We start from the raw sequence: 17,656 nt of genomic DNA, 5'->3' as shown, positions 1-17,656 counted from the left end.
TCTGCCGTCGACAGGTGGTTGCCGATGTAGCACGTTCCCTGCCACTTTGCCTTGGCATAATTGACGATGCTAGCCAATACCATCGAAAAATGCCGCAAGGCGGGTAGAGCGTGCCGCGTTTAATCGTACCCGATACGCTTGCTCTATGTGTTTGTTTTTAAGCACTCTCCCACGCAAATCGCTGCGCCCTTTTGCTGGAAAATTTTTAGCCGAGATAGCGCTTGCGGTATTGAGATGGGGTTTCACCCGTTGCCGCGCGAAAACGGCGCGAAAAATAGGGCGGGTCAGCAAAGCCGAGACGATAGCCGATTTCGGCAACGGAAAGCCGGGTGAAGGCCAGAAGTCGGCCAGCTTCGGCCATGCGTGCGGTCTCGATGTGGCGCGTCGCGCTATCGCCCGTCGCCATGCGACAGATTCGGCTGAGATGCCCCGGTGTGATCGACATGGCAGAGGCAAACTCCGCCGCGCCCCAGCCGGATGAAAGATGGTCTGCCAGCAGACGGTCGAATTCCAGCATTCGCCGCTGTTGCAGCGGCTCCGTTGCTTCAGCACTGAGGGTTGCGATATCCGCTGTCACCGCCAGAGCCGCCTGCGCCAGCGCCATAAGGATCGCATCCCGGAATGGAGCTTTGCCGGCAAAGGTTACGGCAATTTCTTTCAGAATGCCGCGTAAACGTGCATCGGCTTGGGCTACAAACGGTCGCGCCAGACTGCGTTCCAGCGCTGCATTGTGCAGGCCCGCAAAAAGAGCGATCGGGAAGGACAGCACCAGTCCTTCGCTCCCGCGCGCAATGTCAAGTTCATGAACGGATTGCGCCGGAATGAACTGGAAATCGCCATCGCCAAGATGCACCGAGACGCCGTCGACACCAATTTGTGCTGCGCCATGCTCGACAAAAAAGATTTGCGTCATCTTTTGGTGGCGGTGTGGAGCGATCCGCCAGTCATGCAGACGCGCGCGGTCCCAGATCCGTTCGCAATGGGCAACATCGGGAAAGGATGACGTTTCGCCAAAGAGATTGAAGACAGGTATTTGCGATTGCAACGCCATGCACGAATAGTACCATTTTATACTCGCTCTGTCCATTCGCGAATGTCGTCATGCCCGGTACAAAAACGCCAGGGAGAACAATTCGGGAAATTGTTATGGATACTCAAGTTGTCATTATTGGTGGAGGACCCTCCGGTCTGCTGCTGTCGCAATTGCTCAACCGTGCGGGCATCGCGACGATTGTTCTGGAGCGCAGCACGCGCGATCATGTGTTATCGCGCATTCGTGCCGGCATTCTCGAATGGGGCTCGGTTGAACTTCTGCGGGAGGCGGGCGTTGGCACACGGATGGATGCGGAGGGTTTTCCGCATGACGGGACCTACATCACCGATCCGGACCTGATGGTTCACATCGATTTCAAGGCACTCACCGGCAAGCGCGTCATGGTCTACGGCCAGACGGAGGTTACGCAGGATTTGTATCAGGCGCAGGATGCGATGGGCACCACTGTCATTCACGGCGTGGAGGATGTGCGCATTCTCGATCTCGACGGGGCGCAGGCGAAGGTCGAGTATACGGTGAATGGCGAACGCAAAGCACTGACTTGTGCCTATGTAGCAGGATGCGACGGTTTTCACGGTGTCAGCCGTAAAACGATTCCGGAGGAGAAGCGACGCGAATTCGAACGTGTTTACCCCTTCGGCTGGCTGGGAATCCTGTCGCAGACGCCTCCGGTGAATGATGAACTGATCTATGCGAATTCGCCACACGGCTTCGCTTTGGCTTCGATGCGGAATGCCAACCTCGTGCGCTATTATGTGCAGGTGCCATTGGCGGACAAGGTCGAGGACTGGTCAGATGATCGGTTCTGGGACGAGTTTCGCCGGCGTATTCCTTCAAGCGCTGCCGAGCGGCTGGTAACTGGGCCTTCAATTGAGAAGTCCATTGCGCCGCTGCGCAGTTTCGTTTCGGAACCGCTGCGCTGGGGCAGGCTTTTTCTGGTGGGGGACGCGGCGCATATCGTGCCGCCGACGGGCGCGAAGGGGCTCAACCTTGCGGTTTCAGATGTGTTCTACTTGCACCAGGCGCTCATTGATGCGCTGAAGCATGGCAGGGAAGGTGGAATTGATGCTTATTCGGAGCGCGCATTGCGGCGGATCTGGAAAGCCATGCGCTTCTCCTGGCAGATGACGACCATGCTGCACCGCTTTGAAGGGGAAGATAGTTTCGCCGGGCAGATGCGGCACGCAACGCTCGCCCATCTGGCAGAATCGGAAACCGCGCGCAAGGAATTGGCCGAGAATTATGTCGGACTGCCGTTTTGACGGCAGTTTGTCCTTAAGCCGCTTCCGGTCATAGATCAGTCTATGAAGTGGGTTTGACGCAGATTTCTGACATCTGATTTTCTTATGTCGGGGTCAATATTGCGTGTACAAAGAAGGACGTGTCAGGCTTCTTTCAGCATGGCCTGCCTGCGATATGCACCCGGTGACAGGCCAACCCGCTGGGTGAAGAAGCGGTTGAAATAGGCTGGGTCTTCGAACCCCAGCAGATGCGCTACCTGAGAAATGCTACTTTCCGTATAGGCAAGGTAGCGTTTTGATTCAATAACGATCCGCTCATAAAGCATATCGGATGCTGTCTTGCCGGTACGGGCTTTGCAAGCCGCGTTCAGGCGTGCCGGAGTGACAGCCAGATCGCCGGCATAGACGGCGAGCGAACGCTGGCTTTTGAAGTGGGTTTCAAGAAGGGCGCGGTAGCGCACCAGCAGAGCATAATCCCGATCCGGCGTCGCAATGCCCGGATCGTTATGAGTCACGAAAAGGCGCAAGACCACGACGAGAATGCGCATGTATTGCGCCATGATGGCTGTGCGTCGACCGGGGGCGGACCAGATGAATTCCCGGTGCAGCCAATCAAATGTATCAAAGACTGCCGGAATGTTGACGCCGGTGCCTTCCAACGGATAGACGGCGGGGCGCTCTGCCGCCCCTGACAAGCGCGGATCAGCACCGGACGCGGACTTGAGGCAGCCAAGTGCTGCGGTGACGGCGAAGCCATCTGTGCCGGGGGAAAAATCGATTTGATGCACGATGCCGGCCGGAATGACGAGAATGCCCGGTGCCGGAATTGGCAGAATCCGGTCTTCCATGCGGATCGTCCCGCCGCCGGTCTTTACCAACAGAATTTGCATGTGATCAGGATGCGAATGCGGACGGATGCGCCAGTCATTCGGGCCGCTGCGGTCGCGAATAGGTTCCATATGCAGGAAATCGAGTTCGACGTCCGTGCTCTGATCGCCATAAAGATAGTAATGTGGAATATGGCTTGTCGCGTCAAGCGCCATCTGCTTCCTCCCGAATATATCCCAGTTGAATTGTGCAACAAATGCACCGGCACGTCCATTGGTCTGCTCTTGGTAGGCGCATAGGTTGCCTGTTGATAATTCGTGACTGGAGGCATGGAATGAAACACGGCTTTCCCGTGAAAATTGCCGTCGGCAAGACGCTCGCAGGCAACACCATTACATACACGATTCGTGATTTTCGGGGTGTCGGCCATGCGCCGGCGGAAGAAAGCTGGGAGGTATCGCTATGAGTTGGCTTGGACTCAACGGTAAAACGGTGGTCGTGACCGGCGCGGGCGGTGGTATTGGGCAGGCGCTGGCGCGCACTTTTGCCGGGCAGGGCACTCGCGTCGTGCTGCTTGACCGCGACACGCAACGCACAGCGCCGCTGGCAGAAAGCCTCGGCGGGGGGGCGCTGGCGCTTGCCTGTGATCTTTCGCGGCCGGACGATGTGGCCGCCGCCGCAGCAAAGGTTGAGGCCGAAGGCGGTGCCGACATCTTGGTCAATAATGCAGGCATTCTGCGGCCCGGCCCGCTGGAAAGCGTTTCGGAAGCCGACTGGTCTGCCATGCTGGCGGTGAATCTGACCGGATATCTCGCAGCGGCACAGGCCTTCGGACGCGGCATGATTGCGCGCGGCGGCGGTGCGCTGGTGCATGTGGCCAGTATTGCAGGCACGCAGCCGCAACCCGCCAGCGGTGCTTATTCCGCCTCCAAGGCGGCGATCCTGATGCTCTCGCGGCAGCTGGCGTTTGAATGGGGCCCGAAGGGTATCCGTTCAAATTCGCTAAGCCCAGGTCTGGTGCGCACGCCGCTTTCCGAACCTTTCTACAAGGATGAGAAGGTCAAGGCAGCCCGCGAAGCCATGGTGCCGATGCGACGTATCGCAATGCCGGAAGATATGGCCGATGTGGCGTTGTTTCTGGCCTCGCCGCGCGCTTCTTACGTGACAGGGCAGGACCTCGTGGTCGATGGTGGCCTTTCGCAGTCTCTGATGGGCATGGTGCCGAGGCCGGGTTATGCGTAAGCGCCGTCACGCGCTGGTTGCTGTCGGGTTTTGGGTGGCCATTGCCGATCTTGGTGACGCGGTTGCGGGCTGAGGATCGTATTCAAAACTGGAAAGGCCCGGCGCGAGGTTCGCACCGGGCCTTTCTGCTGCGCCCTTGGGAGGAGGCGTTCAGGCAGCGTCCTCAATATGGCCGCCGAGGAAAAGCTGGCCGACGCGCGGGTCCTTGAGAAGTTTGTCAGCCCTGTCGAACATGCGGGTCTGGCCAAGTTCCAGCACCAGGCCGTAATCTGACATGGCCAGAGCGGCCTTGGCATTCTGCTCGACCATGAGGATCGTGACGCCCTGGTCGCGCAAACGGATGAGGGTCTGGAACACTTCCTGCACCAGATTGGGCGACAGGCCGATGGACGGCTCATCGATCAGGATCATCTTAGGGTCGAGCAGCAGCGCGCGAGCGATTTCCAGCTGTTTCTGCTGCCCCCCCGAAAGCTCGATCGCCTTCTGGTCCTTGCGCTGGCGGAGCATGGGGAACTGGTCCATGACCTCCTCCATGCGCTGGCGAACCCGTGTCTGATCTCGCGAAGTAATACCGCCGAGTTCCAGATTATGCAGTACGGAAAGTTGTGGCACGACATTGCGGCCCTGCGGCACATAGGTCACGCCACGGGCGATCATTTCCGCCGGGCTCTTGCGGGTGACGTCTTCGCCATTAAGCAGGATCTGTCCGGAATTGATGTTGAGAAGGCCGAAGATGGCTTTGAACACCGTCGATTTTCCGGCGCCGTTCGGCCCGATCACCGTGGTGATTGAGGCCTTGGGAATGGTGAACGACGTGCCGTTGAGGATGGTGATGCGGCCATAGCCGCCATTGAGCTTTTTAAGTTCCAGCATGTCAGCCCCCCAGATAAGCGTCGATGACCATCTGGTTCGACCGGATTTCATCCGGCGTCCCCTCGGCAATGATCTCGCCCTGTGCCAGCACGATGATGCGCGTGCACAAAGACATGACGAATTCCATGTTGTGCTCAATGACGACGAAGGTCGTGCCATGATCGCGGTTATAGGTGATGAGCCGTTCTTTGAGATGACCGAGCATGGTGAGGTTAACCCCGCCCGCCGGCTCATCGAGCAGAACGATGCCGGGACCGGCCATAAAGGCCATGGCTGCATCCACCAGCTTCTGCTGCCCGTAAGAAAGCGAGCCGGCGGCCGTGTCACGGTAAGGTGTGAGGCGGAAGAATTCGATGAGCTGGTCGGCCTTTTCGGTCAGGCCTGCATCGGGTTTGCCGAAAAGGCGCGAAAGCATCGAACCTTCATGCTCTTGCCCGGCCAGAATAACATTGTCGAGCACCGTCATATTCGGGAAAACCGAAAGCTGCTGGAAGGTGCGGCCGATGCCCATCAGCGAGAGGTCAGCCGGGCGCACGCCGTCTGTAGAGTGGCCGTTGACCTTGCAATGACCCTCCGTTGGCCGTAGTTGGCCGAGAATGCAGTTGAAGAGCGTCGATTTGCCGGAGCCGTTCGGCCCGATCAGGCCGAGGATTTCGCCGCGCTGGACATCGAAACTGACGCCATTTACTGCACGGATACCGCCGAAATGCTTCGAGATGTTGTGAACCGAAAGAATCGGCGCTTCGGTGTTCTGGGTATGGATGTTCACAGTTGAACCCCCTGCTTCAGGTCGCGACGCGCCTCGTGCTTCGGCTTGAACTTGTCGATGAGTTTGCGTCCGAGGCCGATAAGGCCGGTGGGTGAATAGATCATGAGCAGAATGACGAGGGCGGAATAGATGATGAGGTAGTAGCCTTCGGTAAACCGCAGCACTTCCGGCAGGAGAATGACGACGGCAGCGCCGAGCATGGGTCCAAAGAAGAAGCCGGAGCCGCCGACGACGACCATCAGCAGAAGCTTGAGCGAGTGGATAAGTGCGAAGCTGGAGGGTTCGATAAACTGCACAAGCGGTGCTTGCAGCGCACCGGCGAGGCCGCCGAAGGCCGAGCCAATGGCGAAAGCGAGCAGGGTCTGGCGACGCACCTTCAGACCAAGGCTTTCGGCACGGATCGGGTTTTCACGCAGCGCTTTGAAAGCACGCCCCCAGGGCGAGCGCAGGATCCACCACATGGCACCGGCAGCCACAAGGAAACAGACCAGCGAGAAGTAATAGAAGGCCATGTTGCTGTTGGTGTCGAAGCCGAAGAAAGCCGGGCGTTCCATGCCGGAAAGGCCGAAGGAGCCGCCGGTGATTTCCTCTTCATTGCGCAGCACAAGAAAGAGCAGCGTGTTGAAGGCGAGCGTCACGAAAGCGAGAAAGTGGTGCTGCACGCGAAGGGCCGGATAGCCAAGCAGCAGGCCAACGACAAAACTTGCGGAAATGGCGATGATGACGGCGAAGCCCCAGTGGATGCCGGCCAGCGTCATAAGTGCGGTGATATAGGCGCCGATGCCCATGAAGCCTGCCTGCGCGAGACTGACTTGTCCGGCATAGCCGAGGGTCAGGTTCAGCCCCATGGCGGCGATGGAAAACAGCAGCCAGGAACAGAGGGTATAGATAATGTAATTGCCCTGGCCGATGGGGGCGGCAATCAGCGCCGCGATGCCGAGGGCGAGAAGGAGGGGTTTATAACGGGTCATACGGTTCTCCCTTCCGGGGTGCCGAGCAGGCCCTGCGGGCGCAGCAGAATGATGGCAATGAGAAGAATGAGCGGCATTGCGGAACGGTACTGGGCAGAGATGTAGACTGCCGAGAAATTGTCGATGATGCCGATCAGCAGGCCGCCGACGAGTGCGCCGCGGATCTGGTTGAAGCCGCCGACAATGGCCGCAATGAAGGCGACAAGGCCGAGTGTTTCACCGTTTGAGAACTTGGCGAGATAGATCGGTGAGATCAGGACAGAGGCAATGGTCGCCAGTGCGGCGTTGATCAGAAAGGTGTAAAGCACCATGCGCTTGACATTGACGCCGAGAATTTCGGCAACCGCCGGGTTCTGGGCGCTCGCTTGCATGCAGCGCCCCGTGCGGGTGCTGCTGAGGAAAAGCTGAAGGCCGCCGATGGCGAGCATGGAGACGATGAGGTTGCCGATATCCTGAATGGAGACGCTGGCGCCAGCGATATGGTAGACGGTTTGCGGAAACACGGCCGGGAAGGGTTGGGCGGTCGCGCCGTAGAATTCCTTGACGCTTTCCTTCATCAGCAGGCCGAGCGCTATGGTTGCGATGACCAAGGGAAGCGTGCCGTGTGGCAGCATGGGTTCAACAATTAGCCGCTTGAAGGCAATGCCGAGAATGAGAAGCGAAAGTGCCAGCGCAAGCGCGACGGACGGCCAGAGTGACAGCCCGAGAATATTCATGCCGACAAGCACGAAGAAGGCCGGGAGCATGACGAATTCGCCCTGTGCAAAGTTGATCGTCTGTGACGCCTGCCAGAGCAACGTGAAGCCGACAGCGGCCAGCGCATAGATAGAACCGGCGGCAAGGCCGGAGACAAGGATTTGTAGAAGCTCGGCCATGATATGTCCTCACGGGCTGGTGGTCGGCTTTGCGAATGGGGTGATGAAGCCGACAACACGTTGTGCTGCCGGCGGATATGTTGATCGGCTGCGATCAGTTCGGCGGCAGGATGGCGTCGACGACCTGTTTGCCGTTCTCGACCTTCACAAAGAAGCTCTCGCGTGACATTTCGCCGGTGTCGTCCCAACTCACATCCATCAGAACGCCCGGATAGTCCGAGGCTTTGAGGGTCAGGCCGTGCAGTTTTTCGGCGACGGCCTTGCTGTCCGGCTTGCCGACCATTTCGGTGACGTATTTCAGCGTCCAGGCAGCGATGTAGCCTTTGATAGCGTTGTGATCGGGCGTATACTTGAACTTGATCTTGAAGCGCTCGACCATGTCTTTGAGGGCTGGTACATCAGCGTCCGGCGTCAGACCGACATGGCCCATCGCACCGTTTGCGGCATCGCCAGCAAGCTCAATTACCTTATGGCCGATGAGCGTGGTTTCTCCGATCAGGGGCTTTTCGATGCCTTGCTTGCGCGCCTCGCGCAGGAAACGGGCGCTTTCCTCTTCGGTGTAGTAGATGAAGAAGGCATCGGCACCGGAATTCTTCAGCTTTAACACATCGGCGGAGAAATCTGCCTGCGCCTGTTCTGAAGGAACATCCACGACAATTTCAAGACCAGCCTTCGCCGCTTCGTCGATGAAGGCCTGATGGCCACCCTTGCCGAATTCGGTATTGGCCCAAGCAATGCCGACCTTCTTCACGCCCATGTTCTCAACCATGTATTTCACCATCTTCGGCACGCCTTTTTGCGAGCCGAAAGCGGTGCGGAAGATATAGGGGTTGCCCTTGGCGGTGATGGAAGGGGCCTCAGAACCGGTGAACTGTGGAATGCCATATTGCTTGGCAACGATCATGTTCACAACGGTGGAGGACGAGAAAACTGTGCCCATGATCGCATAGACTTCATCGTCGATCGCTTTTTGAACCATGGCGCGTGAAACCTGCGGATCAGTCTGGCTGTCATACTCGATGATCTTGACTGGTTCGTTGAGAATGCCGCCCTGTGCATTGATCTCTTCGAAGCCCATTTTCACGCCATCGCGGAAATTTGTTCCGGCAGCAGCGCCTGGCCCTGACAGCTCGACGATGGAACCGACCTTGATATCTGACAGTGCCGGGACAGTGCCGAGCGCTAGCAAGACGGCAGCGGTGGAAAGCAGTTTCTTGATCATGATCTTCCTCCATGCATGATCGTTTCTCTAAAATCCGTTCGCCGATCCATCGACCTTTGCCCGGAACGCAGTGTCTCGAACTCCTCCCGAGAATGCGATTTGATTGTCAGACCTGCACCCCTCTCCTGGTCAGGTCTACCCGCAGTTGCCCGCATGCTTGACGTTTGACAAGACCATGGAGACAGGGGCTGGGAAATGGACGATGGGGACTAAACATTGGACGATTCCTCTGCCATCCGCATTTGCAGTTCGGCCAGCGAACTGGCGATTCCGCTCTGGATGTCCGTTACCGGTTGGGGGCCAAGAAAGGTAGGCACCGGATCACTCACCAGCGCTGCGGGGATGCGCAATGGCGGACCTTCGACGGTAATGCCGTTCCAGCCGGATTGCGTCTGAAGCTCGGCGACGAAATCGGCTATGTCAGCAGTGTCGCCTGCCATGGTCAACGTCATGGCTCCATCCGGCGCGGTCGTCATCGCCGCGGTAAGAAGACGGGCGACATCATCGACATGAACGAAGCCGACGCGACCGGAAAAGCGAATAAGTGCGGGCTCGCGCCGCACCGCAGCGGCAAGCGCGATTGACGGACCGGCAGCAATGCCCGAGCTGATGCCGGGGCCGTAAACGATGTAGGGACGCAGCCCGAGGCTCGGTACGCCATGATCCAGAAAGAAGGCGCGGGCCGCGCCTTCAACAGCCAGTTTCGTGGCGCCGTAGATCGTCATTGGCCGCGGATGCATAGCATCATCGGGCCCGAAGACACCGGCCGTGGAAAGATAGGCAACTGGAATGCAGTTTGATCTTGCCGCTTCGAAAACGTTGAGACTACCGATCAGATTGACCTGCGCGCCAATAATGGGATCACGGGCGCAGTCTGCTGTCATAAGGCCAGCGAGATGGACGATTCCATCGCAATCACGCGCAGCATCTGCGACCATTCCGGTATTTGTAATATCGCCTGCAAGCACTTCGACGGGCAGTCCTGCGGGAAAACGGGCGGGGCGGGGCGCAAGATCCAGCACACGCACCGCATGACCTGCCGCGTGAAGGGCTGCAACAGTGCGCGCACCCACGAAACCGGTTCCCCCGGTTACGAGTATGCGCTTCATGCTGCGTTGCCCTTCTCATCAATGATGGTTTTGACAGTGCAACCCTCTGGTCTCGCTGGCATGCGGCGTCCCTCCCAAGATGGCCGTTTGTTCTTCTGATAATTTGGATCATTGCAAAAAATTGAACGCTATTCAATATTAAACTTCAATTCCATTTTAACTTCTGCTTTGCTTGTTCTCGTTAAAAGAATCGGGGAGGAGGCCTGTATGAAAGATGCAATTGCTGTGGCCGTTATCGGCGCCGGTGCCATTGGGCGCACACATATCGATACGCTTGGAAGAATGGAGGGGATGCGGCTGGCAGCGCTCGTTGACCCGGCGCCCTCTGGCAGGGCGCTAGCTGAATCGCTTGGCGTGCCATGCCTCCCGGATGTCGATGCGCTGATCGCATCCGGGCTTGTGCAGGCCGCAATTGTTGCCACGCCCAATGAGACTCATCTTCCGGTTTCCGAAGTGCTGCTGCGCGCTGGCATTCCGGTCCTTCTGGAAAAACCTGTTGCTGAAAGCCTGTCTTCTGCCCAGAGCCTGATTGCTGTTGTTGAAGAAACGGGCGTGCCGCTTCTGGTTGGGCATCACCGTCGTCATAATCCGATTGTGCAGGCCGCGCATGCGGCTATTCATGCGGGGCGGATCGGCCAACTGGTCATGGCAAGCGTCACCTGCACACTGGCCAAGCCTGCCTCCTACTTCGATGCAGCATGGCGGCGTGCACCTGGTGCAGGCGGACCGCTTTTGATCAATCTCGTGCATGAGGTCGACCTTTTGCGTTATTTCTTTGGTGAGGTGGCAAGCGTGAAAGCAATCACCAGCCACAAAGTGCGTGGTTTTGCAGTGGAGGATACAGCAGCCGTAGCCCTTCGATTTGCCTCTGGCGGGCTGGCGACGCTGTGTATTTCCGACGCTGCTGTGGGCCCATGGGCGTGGGACCTGACATCCGGTGAAAATCCAGCACGGTTCCCCGTCCACCCTGTCAGTGCCCATCATTATGCGGGTAGCCGCGCCGGGCTTTCTCTGCCGGATCTGACCCTGTGGGGGGCGGAGGGCGAACCGGACTGGACGCGACCGCTCTCTGGCACGGCGCTCCCCGTTGAGACGACTGATCCTTATCAGGCCCAGCTGCTTCACTTTGCAGAACTGGTCCGCTCGGGTGGCGCACCGCTGGTCAATGTGCGTGATGCAACCGCCAACCTCATCGTGCTTGATGCGATCCGATCGGCGGCTGAAAGTGGTGAAGCAGTGAACGTGGATCTCGCACCGCTCGCGCTTTGAGGCGGGAGCGGTGTCGGCTGGTACTGTCGCAAAAACCGGGCACCGCAAAGGCATCCGGCGGGGCACTGCAAGAGTTATGCCGTTCGCATTATGATCAACATCATTGCAGCATACATTCTGGGTGCGGGCGGCATTTTACTGTCATGCGCCATCCCACCAGAACTGAGCCATGCCCACCACCCACTTGTGGCGCGAAATCGCCTGCCTGAAATCTGCAAATACCCGGCTTGGTAGACCGCACCGCAATATCGATTTTTGGTTGTGGGCAATGAGAATTCATTCGATATTCTTGCTTAATCGATGCTTCTTAAGTGGGCTAGTTCCGCGCAGAGCCCAGATGGCTGATAGATGTGACGGCGGCACGATAGCCCTGCACACCTAAACCCGCGATCACGGCGGTCGCTATTTTGGACATCAGCGAATTATGATAAACCGCTTCGCGACGATGTACGTTGGAAATGTGCAGCTCGATGATTGGCCCGTCGAACATCTTTAACGCATCCATGATGGCAACCGAACTGAAAGTGAAAGCTGCGGGGTTGATAATAATCCCATCGGCTTTTTCATCAATGGCTTCATGGATCCAGTCAATCAGTTCATATTCGCGGTTGGACTGGTGGAAAATAATCTCATCACTTCCAGCAGCTTCTTTGCAGATTGTTTCAACCTGCGCCAATGTTGTGTGACCGTAAATATGCGGCTCACGCGTACCAAGCCGATTAAGATTAGGGCCATTCAGTACATAGATTTTCTTAGTCATTTCATTCACCTGTTAGCCTGTGTAGCCGAAATAGCGCGGCACGCAGAGGACGATACTTGGAAAAATGGTTATGAGTGCAAGCGCTGCAAGCAAACCGAGGATAAACGGCGTGCCATCTCGGAGAAGGTCGCTCATCGACGCGCCTGAAATGCGTTTCACAACGAAGAGAAGCAGACCATAAGGCGGGGTTACCAAACCAATCATTACATTGAACACCACCACGACACCAAAATGGATCAGGTCGATACCGAGTGTGCTGGCCGTCGGGATAAGGACCGGCACGACGATAAGAATGATCGTGGCTCCTTCGAGAACAGCGCCAAGCAGCAAAAGCAGCACATTCACGATCAGAAGGAAGGTCAGAGGCGTTAAGTCGAAGCTGAGCAGAAACTGACTGATGGAATTTGGGACGTTTTCGATGGTGACAATGTAATTGAAAACTAAAGCCGCGGCGATCAGCATGCCGATGGATGTTGTCGTGCGCGCAGCCGCCACCAGCGAACTATAAAACTCGCGTAAGCCAACATCACGATAAATGAACATTGAGACGAAAAGCGCATATCCCGCAGCAACGGCAGCCGCTTCCGTCGGTGTCATTACGCCACCACGCAAGCCAACAATTAAAACAACAGGGAGCATCAGTGCAGGGAGGGCTCGAAAGGTAATCTTGGGAAGTTCACGTAAAGGCACCGCTTCCTCTACAGGAAAGTTTTTTACGCGCGCCGTCCAGGACACAATGATCATTTGGCTGACAGTGATCAACAGTCCGGGCAGAATGCCAGCCAGAAAGAGAAAGCCAATCGAAGCGTTTGAAACAAGGGCGTAGATGACCATCGGGATTGATGGAGGCAAGATAGGAGCCACCACAGCAGTTACAGCCGTCAGTGCCGCAGAATAACTGGCCGTGTATTTGCCGTTATGGGTCATCATTTTGAGCATCATTTTGCCCATGCCGGCAGCATCAGCGATTGCCGAACCCGACATACCTGCAAACAGAAGGCTCTGAAGCACATTAACCTGAGCCAGCCCGCCCCGGAACCGGCCAACCAATGCATTTGCGAAATTCATAATCCGGATGGTCATCGAACCGGAATTCATGAGCTCTGCTGCCAGAATGAACAATGGAACGGCAAGCATCGTATAGCTTGTGTACATGCTGTTGAGCAGTTGTTCCGCAGCCGTGCCAATATCCAAGCCTGCGAGAAGCAGATACAGGATCGAAGCAAGGATCATTGAATGCCCGACAGGCAAACCCAACAGTGCCAGTGTAACCAGCAGCACAATACACGCCGTAAACGGATCAATGAAACTCATGATACAGGCCCCGACACGTCTTCCGGCTTGAGGGCCGCGCGATCAAAGATTGCGTGCCAAAGTATCCACATGTATCGGCAGACAACAGCAAGAAGAAAAATGATGTAAATCGAAAAGACGATATCGAAGCGGATTTTTAGATAAGCTGTCGACTGGATTTTCATAAATGTGACGTAATCCCAGCTTGCGCGCAGGGAGTACAAGTAAAGCCCGATCAATATCAGTGAACTGATAATCACCATTATGCGCCGCACGCCGCGCGTAACCGACGCGTAAATCAGGTCAAAACGGATCTCTTCGTCTTCACGCACAACAAATGCAGCCCCCCAAAGCACAATCCAGAGCCACATGATGACGGTAAGTTCGGACGACCAGCCCGTAGGCCAGTTTAAGAAGTACCGAAAAACGATTTGAAGGATAAAGGAGAAGAACATGACGGCCAGCATAAGTGCCTGAATGTTTTCAGCCCGTTTCCGGAGCCATTCTCCCATTGCGGAGATTCTCATCGGATTACTCATGTTTGAAAAAAGCGGCGCACAGTGCCACTCTTTTGAGTGGCACCCTTAAAAGAGCGGATCAGAGGGCGTTGATCTTCTCCAGCAAGCCTTCGGGCCAAGACGCGGCCTTGCCCTGATCGACATAGTATTTCTGCGCATGTTCACGGAAAGCGGCCAGATCAGGCTCGTAAATTTCCAGCCCTTGTGCTTTAAATTTTTCGATCAAAGCCGCTTCATTGTTCAGATGTTGCTGATTGCTCCAGGCGATTGCGTTATCGGCTGCCTTCTGGACGCGCGCCTGCTGTTCTGGTGACAATTTCTCCCAAGCTGAAAGCGAAATCGTAAGAACGTCGAAGCCAACCAGATGAGAGGTCTGAACAATCTGCTTCATGACTTCATTGAACTTCATGTTTTCAACGTTTGGCAAAGGATTGTCCTGCGCATCAATCGCGCCCGTCTGAAGTGCGGTGTAAGTCTCGGCATAGGCGACGGGTGTAGGGTTGGCGCCAAGAGAGCTTCCGAGGAATTGCCACGCATCACCGCCCGGCATTCTAAGACGAACGCCTGCGAGATCAGCAGGCGTATTGATCTTTTTATCCGTCCGCATCCCGACGTGCCGTGCACCAAAATAGGTCGGTCCTAAAACGCGGATTTTCAGTTTATCTTCCGCGAGCTTCTTCAGCTTCTCGCCTTCCTCGCTCTGGAAGAAAGCCGTAAGATGGTGAGCGTCCCGGAACAGATAAGCAGAGGTTAGAATGGACCATTCTGGAAGTTGCTCTGAAATATCCTGAGGTGCGATGTTGCCCATCTCAAGATTGCCGCGCTGCAATGCAACCAGTTCGGTGCCCTGACGGAAGAGCGTCGCGCCATAGTAACCGTCATATTTGAAATCACTGCCCAACTCTTCAGCAAAGCGCTTCATCATTTCTGCGCGAATATCTTGTTGAGAGAAAACAGCAGAAAAACGCAGCGTCGTTTCCTCGGCGCGTGCGGCATTGGATAGACCTGCAATGAGCAGTGCGGCGGTGGTCGCTGCAAGAAACGCGCGTCTGGATATAGAATACATTTCAGTCTCCTCCCGAAGTGTGCAATGGCTCCTCAACCATGTTCCCGTATAATTTTTGGCACATGGGATAATGCGGATCAATAGATAAAATGAAAATCATATGATATTATTTGTTATGTCATTTATTCGACGACCTTGCAGTTGGCCAAACCTTTGAATTAAATGCAAGGGTAACCGGAGCTCCAATCTTGCACGCCCCTTCGAAAAGCATCACAGCAGGCGATAGTGCCTACGAACTGATCAAGTCCGATATTATATTCGGGCGGCTCAAGCCCGGACAAAGGCTTAAGCTCGACGAGATAAAATCAACTTATGACGTGAGCGTCAGCACGATCCGCGAGATTCTCTATCGTTTGAACGCGGAAAGTCTGGTGATTGCAGAAGGACAGCGCGGGTTTACCGTTGCCCCGGTCACCCAGAAAAATTTTCGCGATATTGCGTCAATGCGGATTTTTATTGAGGGCTATGCGCTCACCAAGGCGTTTGAGCGGGGTGATGTGGAGTGGGAAGCCGAGGTCGTTGCCGCGCATCATCGTCTCTCCCGGCTTGAAGAGCAAATCATAGCGGGTGATCGTTCGAACCCCCAGGCCTGGAAGAATTACGATCGCGCATTTCACCACGCACTGGTGTCCGCTTGCGGATCTCAAACGCTGCTGCAAACGCATGCGCGAATCTTCGATCAGTATCTACGCTATCAGATTGCGGCTGTTATCTTTCGAGGTCGCATTGCAGCAGATGAACACCGGCAACTCTTGCAATGTGCGCTGGACCGCGATCATTTGAAGGCTATCAGCATTCTTTCGACACATATTCATTCCTGCGTCGATCATACTATCGATAACGGCCTTCTCCCCGTCTGATACGAGATGAATAAAAATCCTATGGCAAAACAGAGCACAACCATCGATCATACAGTTCTCCCGCAAACCATCGGCGAGCAGGCCTATCAGCGCATTCGTTCCGACATCATATTCGGTCGATTGAAACCGGGTCAGAAGCTCAAACTCGATGCTTTGCGCGCCGTCTACGACGCCAGTATCAGTACTTTGAGAGAAATTCTTAATCGGCTCGCGTCCGAAGGACTTGTGCTGGCGGAAGGCCAGCGCGGCTTTGATGTTGCGCCCGTTTCGATAGAAAATCTGAAGGAAATCTCAGAGTTGCGGCTTCTTCTTGAAACGCACGCGCTTCAGCAGTCATTTGCAGCCGGCGGCGTAGACTGGGAGGGTACTGTTGTCGCCTGTCATCACAAATTGGCAACCTTGGAACGTCAAATGGCCGATGGCGACAAATCGCAAACTGAAACCTGGAAACGCTACGACTGGGAGTTTCACCAATCTCTTATTTCCGCATGTGGTTCTCAGGTGTTGATGGAAACACATGCAAGTATTTTTGATAAATACCTTCGATATCAAATGATTGCCTTGTCGTTTAGAGGCGAGATTGCCGCGCAGGAGCACCAGGGGCTGCTTGACGCAGCCCTGAGCCGCAATGCTGAGGCGGCAATCACAATTCTGGAGTGCCATGTTAAAGGGGGGCTGGAGCATGCACTCGCAACGGGAACGATAAAATAACAGATAATAGAAGAAATATCTGATAAAACTTAAAACACCATTTGATTTTAGCTTTCTCCATTGTATCGTTAAAGTGATTTTGACGGGGAGGAGTGAGCATGATTAAGCTTGGTTTGATCGGAGACAATATTCTTGCGTCCAGTTCGCCGCGACTGCATCGCTTGGCGGGCGAGATTGTCGGGCTTGAGGTGACATATGACGCGCTCATCCCCAGAGAGCGTAACCAGGATTTCCACGCGCTTTTCGATTGGTGTGCAGGAGAAGGGGGCTATCGTGGGGTGAATATAACGTTCCCCTATAAGGAGATGGTTTTTGAACGTCTCACGGTGAATTGTCCGACCGTACAAGCCTTGGGCGCTTGCAACACCGCCATTTTCGAAGATGGGCTGGCAACAGGCTACAATACTGACTTCTCTGGCTTTCAGACAGCATATCGCAACGCGTTTCCCAATGATGCGCCGGGACATGTTGCAATGGCTGGTGCAGGCGGGGTTGGGAAGGCGATCGCTTTCGGCCTTGCCACTCTCGGCGCTAAAAGCATTCGCATTTTTGACCCTGCCCTTGAACGTGCGGAACAGCTTGTCTCTGCAATCAAAAGAACTTTCCCTGACATACAGGCGCTTGCGGTCAAGACTATCGAGAGCGCTTGCGCAAATGCTGATGGCTTGGTGAACTCCACGCCTCTTGGCATGGTTGGCTACCCCGGTTCAGCATTTCCGACGCATCTTCTGGCTAAAAGACGCTGGGTCTTTGATGCGGTCTACACTCCCGTTGACACCCAGTTTCTAACGGAAGCCACGCTTTCAGGAGCGACCTGCATTTCCGGCTATGAGCTGTTTTTTCATCAAGGTGTGGACGCGTTTAACCTCTTTGCCGGACAAGACATTGATAAGAAACTGCTTCGTGCGCAGTTAAAGCACGCCCCGAAAAGCGACGGCCGCCTTTGCGGAGAAATCAGCCCACCAGACTGATTTCTATTCCTGCTACGATCCGAG

19 protein-coding genes are annotated in these 17,656 nt (G+C 55.6%); 7 read left to right on the top strand and 12 right to left on the bottom strand.

Annotated elements, in window-relative coordinates:
* Positions 1-205: 205 nt before the first annotated feature.
* Complete coding sequence (locus tag ABE527_RS15890) at positions 206-1,051, bottom strand: helix-turn-helix domain-containing protein (RefSeq protein WP_265985839.1); 846 nt, start codon at positions 1,049-1,051, stop codon at positions 206-208.
* 95 nt (positions 1,052-1,146) lie between these two features.
* Here ABE527_RS15890 and pobA point away from each other — a divergent pair, with 95 nt between their 5' ends.
* A complete protein-coding gene (gene pobA, locus ABE527_RS15885; RefSeq protein ID WP_499697504.1) occupies positions 1,147-2,316 on the top strand; it encodes a 4-hydroxybenzoate 3-monooxygenase in 1,170 nt (389 codons plus the stop codon).
* Between the two features lie 122 nt (positions 2,317-2,438).
* Here the strand turns inward: pobA and ABE527_RS15880 are convergent, their stop codons facing one another.
* Entirely contained in the window at positions 2,439-3,338 is a 900-nt protein-coding gene (locus ABE527_RS15880; protein WP_499697502.1) for a helix-turn-helix domain-containing protein, read from the bottom strand.
* Positions 3,339-3,457: 119 nt separating this feature from the next.
* Here ABE527_RS15880 and ABE527_RS15875 point away from each other — a divergent pair, with 119 nt between their 5' ends.
* Together ABE527_RS15875 and ABE527_RS15870 are read left to right on the top strand one after the other, a co-directional pair.
* Entirely contained in the window at positions 3,458-3,589 is a 132-nt protein-coding gene (locus tag ABE527_RS15875; RefSeq protein ID WP_499697501.1) for a hypothetical protein, read from the top strand.
* Positions 3,586-4,365: an SDR family NAD(P)-dependent oxidoreductase gene (locus ABE527_RS15870; protein WP_499697500.1), complete on the top strand. Its 780-nt coding sequence runs from the start codon at positions 3,586-3,588 to the stop codon at positions 4,363-4,365. The genes ABE527_RS15875 and ABE527_RS15870 overlap by 4 nt, the downstream gene beginning before the upstream one ends.
* Positions 4,366-4,515: 150 nt before the next feature.
* Here ABE527_RS15870 and ABE527_RS15865 read toward each other — a convergent pair whose 3' ends face one another.
* The 6 genes from ABE527_RS15865 to ABE527_RS15840 all read right to left on the bottom strand — a co-directional run bounded on the left by ABE527_RS15865 (position 4,516) and on the right by ABE527_RS15840 (position 10,184).
* Complete coding sequence (locus tag ABE527_RS15865; protein WP_265985856.1) at positions 4,516-5,238, bottom strand: ABC transporter ATP-binding protein; 723 nt, start codon at positions 5,236-5,238, stop codon at positions 4,516-4,518.
* 1 nt (position 5,239) lies between these two features.
* Positions 5,240-6,007: an ABC transporter ATP-binding protein gene (locus tag ABE527_RS15860; protein WP_265985834.1), complete on the bottom strand. Its 768-nt coding sequence runs from the start codon at positions 6,005-6,007 to the stop codon at positions 5,240-5,242.
* Complete coding sequence (locus tag ABE527_RS15855; RefSeq protein WP_499697499.1) at positions 6,004-6,978, bottom strand: branched-chain amino acid ABC transporter permease; 975 nt, start codon at positions 6,976-6,978, stop codon at positions 6,004-6,006. The genes ABE527_RS15860 and ABE527_RS15855 overlap by 4 nt, the downstream gene beginning before the upstream one ends.
* Positions 6,975-7,853: a branched-chain amino acid ABC transporter permease gene (locus ABE527_RS15850; RefSeq protein WP_499697498.1), complete on the bottom strand. Its 879-nt coding sequence runs from the start codon at positions 7,851-7,853 to the stop codon at positions 6,975-6,977. The genes ABE527_RS15855 and ABE527_RS15850 overlap by 4 nt, the downstream gene beginning before the upstream one ends.
* A 94-nt stretch (positions 7,854-7,947) precedes the next feature.
* Positions 7,948-9,075, bottom strand: coding sequence for an ABC transporter substrate-binding protein (locus tag ABE527_RS15845; RefSeq protein ID WP_265985831.1), 1,128 nt, complete (start codon positions 9,073-9,075; stop codon positions 7,948-7,950).
* Positions 9,076-9,284: 209 nt separating this feature from the next.
* Positions 9,285-10,184, bottom strand: coding sequence for an NAD-dependent epimerase/dehydratase family protein (locus ABE527_RS15840; RefSeq protein ID WP_499697496.1), 900 nt, complete (start codon positions 10,182-10,184; stop codon positions 9,285-9,287).
* Positions 10,185-10,391: 207 nt separating this feature from the next.
* Here ABE527_RS15840 and ABE527_RS15835 point away from each other — a divergent pair, with 207 nt between their 5' ends.
* Positions 10,392-11,453 carry a Gfo/Idh/MocA family protein gene (locus ABE527_RS15835; RefSeq protein ID WP_499697494.1) on the top strand — a complete coding sequence of 354 codons (1,062 nt, stop codon included), beginning with the start codon at positions 10,392-10,394 and terminating at the stop codon, positions 11,451-11,453.
* Between the two features lie 316 nt (positions 11,454-11,769).
* On the opposite strand, the gene ABE527_RS15830 is transcribed toward ABE527_RS15835, so the two are convergent.
* The 4 genes from ABE527_RS15830 to dctP form a co-directional block, all read right to left on the bottom strand.
* Complete coding sequence (locus ABE527_RS15830) at positions 11,770-12,213, bottom strand: type II 3-dehydroquinate dehydratase (RefSeq protein ID WP_265985954.1); 444 nt, start codon at positions 12,211-12,213, stop codon at positions 11,770-11,772.
* A gap of 12 nt (positions 12,214-12,225) precedes the next feature.
* Positions 12,226-13,527, bottom strand: a complete 1,302-nt coding sequence (locus ABE527_RS15825) for a TRAP transporter large permease (RefSeq protein WP_265985952.1) — start codon at positions 13,525-13,527, stop codon at positions 12,226-12,228.
* Positions 13,524-14,033, bottom strand: a complete 510-nt coding sequence (locus ABE527_RS15820; protein ID WP_265985951.1) for a TRAP transporter small permease — start codon at positions 14,031-14,033, stop codon at positions 13,524-13,526. Before ABE527_RS15820 ends, ABE527_RS15825 begins: the two co-directional genes overlap by 4 nt.
* Before the next feature lie 70 nt (positions 14,034-14,103).
* Positions 14,104-15,090, bottom strand: coding sequence for a TRAP transporter substrate-binding protein DctP (gene dctP, locus ABE527_RS15815; RefSeq protein WP_499694855.1), 987 nt, complete (start codon positions 15,088-15,090; stop codon positions 14,104-14,106).
* A 188-nt stretch (positions 15,091-15,278) separates the two neighbouring features.
* Here dctP and ABE527_RS15810 point away from each other — a divergent pair, with 188 nt between their 5' ends.
* From ABE527_RS15810 to ABE527_RS15800, 3 genes are all read left to right on the top strand, one after another.
* Positions 15,279-15,950 (top strand): GntR family transcriptional regulator, encoded by a 672-nt coding sequence (locus tag ABE527_RS15810; protein WP_499697491.1) that lies wholly within the window; start codon positions 15,279-15,281, stop codon positions 15,948-15,950.
* A gap of 21 nt (positions 15,951-15,971) precedes the next feature.
* Complete coding sequence (locus ABE527_RS15805) at positions 15,972-16,661, top strand: GntR family transcriptional regulator (RefSeq protein WP_407673268.1); 690 nt, start codon at positions 15,972-15,974, stop codon at positions 16,659-16,661.
* A gap of 98 nt (positions 16,662-16,759) precedes the next feature.
* Positions 16,760-17,632, top strand: coding sequence for a shikimate dehydrogenase family protein (locus ABE527_RS15800; protein ID WP_499697490.1), 873 nt, complete (start codon positions 16,760-16,762; stop codon positions 17,630-17,632).
* Positions 17,633-17,656: the final 24 nt, after the last annotated feature.

The organism is Brucella sp. TWI432 (genome assembly GCF_039674445.1).
GTDB lineage: Bacteria > Pseudomonadota > Alphaproteobacteria > Rhizobiales > Rhizobiaceae > Brucella > Brucella chromiisoli.
The sequence above is the reverse complement of the archived record's forward strand: the minus strand, read 5'-3'. Positions and strand labels throughout refer to the sequence as shown.

Bases quoted from the DNA above. Each gene is read 5' to 3' on its own strand.
- ABE527_RS15890 (WP_265985839.1), bottom strand. From the start codon at position 1,051: ATGGCGTTGCAATCGCAAATACCTGTCTTCAATCTCTTTGGCGAAACG.
- pobA (WP_499697504.1), top strand. From the start codon at position 1,147: ATGGATACTCAAGTTGTCATTATTGGTGGAGGACCCTCCGGTCTGCTG.
- ABE527_RS15880 (WP_499697502.1), bottom strand. From the start codon at position 3,338: ATGGCGCTTGACGCGACAAGCCATATTCCACATTACTATCTTTATGGC.
- ABE527_RS15875 (WP_499697501.1), top strand. From the start codon at position 3,458: ATGAAACACGGCTTTCCCGTGAAAATTGCCGTCGGCAAGACGCTCGCA.
- ABE527_RS15870 (WP_499697500.1), top strand. From the start codon at position 3,586: ATGAGTTGGCTTGGACTCAACGGTAAAACGGTGGTCGTGACCGGCGCG.
- ABE527_RS15865 (WP_265985856.1), bottom strand. From the start codon at position 5,238: ATGCTGGAACTTAAAAAGCTCAATGGCGGCTATGGCCGCATCACCATC.
- ABE527_RS15855 (WP_499697499.1), bottom strand. From the start codon at position 6,978: ATGACCCGTTATAAACCCCTCCTTCTCGCCCTCGGCATCGCGGCGCTG.
- ABE527_RS15850 (WP_499697498.1), bottom strand. From the start codon at position 7,853: ATGGCCGAGCTTCTACAAATCCTTGTCTCCGGCCTTGCCGCCGGTTCT.
- ABE527_RS15845 (WP_265985831.1), bottom strand. From the start codon at position 9,075: ATGATCAAGAAACTGCTTTCCACCGCTGCCGTCTTGCTAGCGCTCGGC.
- ABE527_RS15840 (WP_499697496.1), bottom strand. From the start codon at position 10,184: ATGAAGCGCATACTCGTAACCGGGGGAACCGGTTTCGTGGGTGCGCGC.
- ABE527_RS15835 (WP_499697494.1), top strand. From the start codon at position 10,392: ATGAAAGATGCAATTGCTGTGGCCGTTATCGGCGCCGGTGCCATTGGG.
- ABE527_RS15830 (WP_265985954.1), bottom strand. From the start codon at position 12,213: ATGACTAAGAAAATCTATGTACTGAATGGCCCTAATCTTAATCGGCTT.
- ABE527_RS15825 (WP_265985952.1), bottom strand. From the start codon at position 13,527: ATGAGTTTCATTGATCCGTTTACGGCGTGTATTGTGCTGCTGGTTACA.
- ABE527_RS15820 (WP_265985951.1), bottom strand. From the start codon at position 14,033: ATGAGAATCTCCGCAATGGGAGAATGGCTCCGGAAACGGGCTGAAAAC.
- dctP (WP_499694855.1), bottom strand. From the start codon at position 15,090: ATGTATTCTATATCCAGACGCGCGTTTCTTGCAGCGACCACCGCCGCA.
- ABE527_RS15805 (WP_407673268.1), top strand. From the start codon at position 15,972: ATGGCAAAACAGAGCACAACCATCGATCATACAGTTCTCCCGCAAACC.
- ABE527_RS15800 (WP_499697490.1), top strand. From the start codon at position 16,760: ATGATTAAGCTTGGTTTGATCGGAGACAATATTCTTGCGTCCAGTTCG.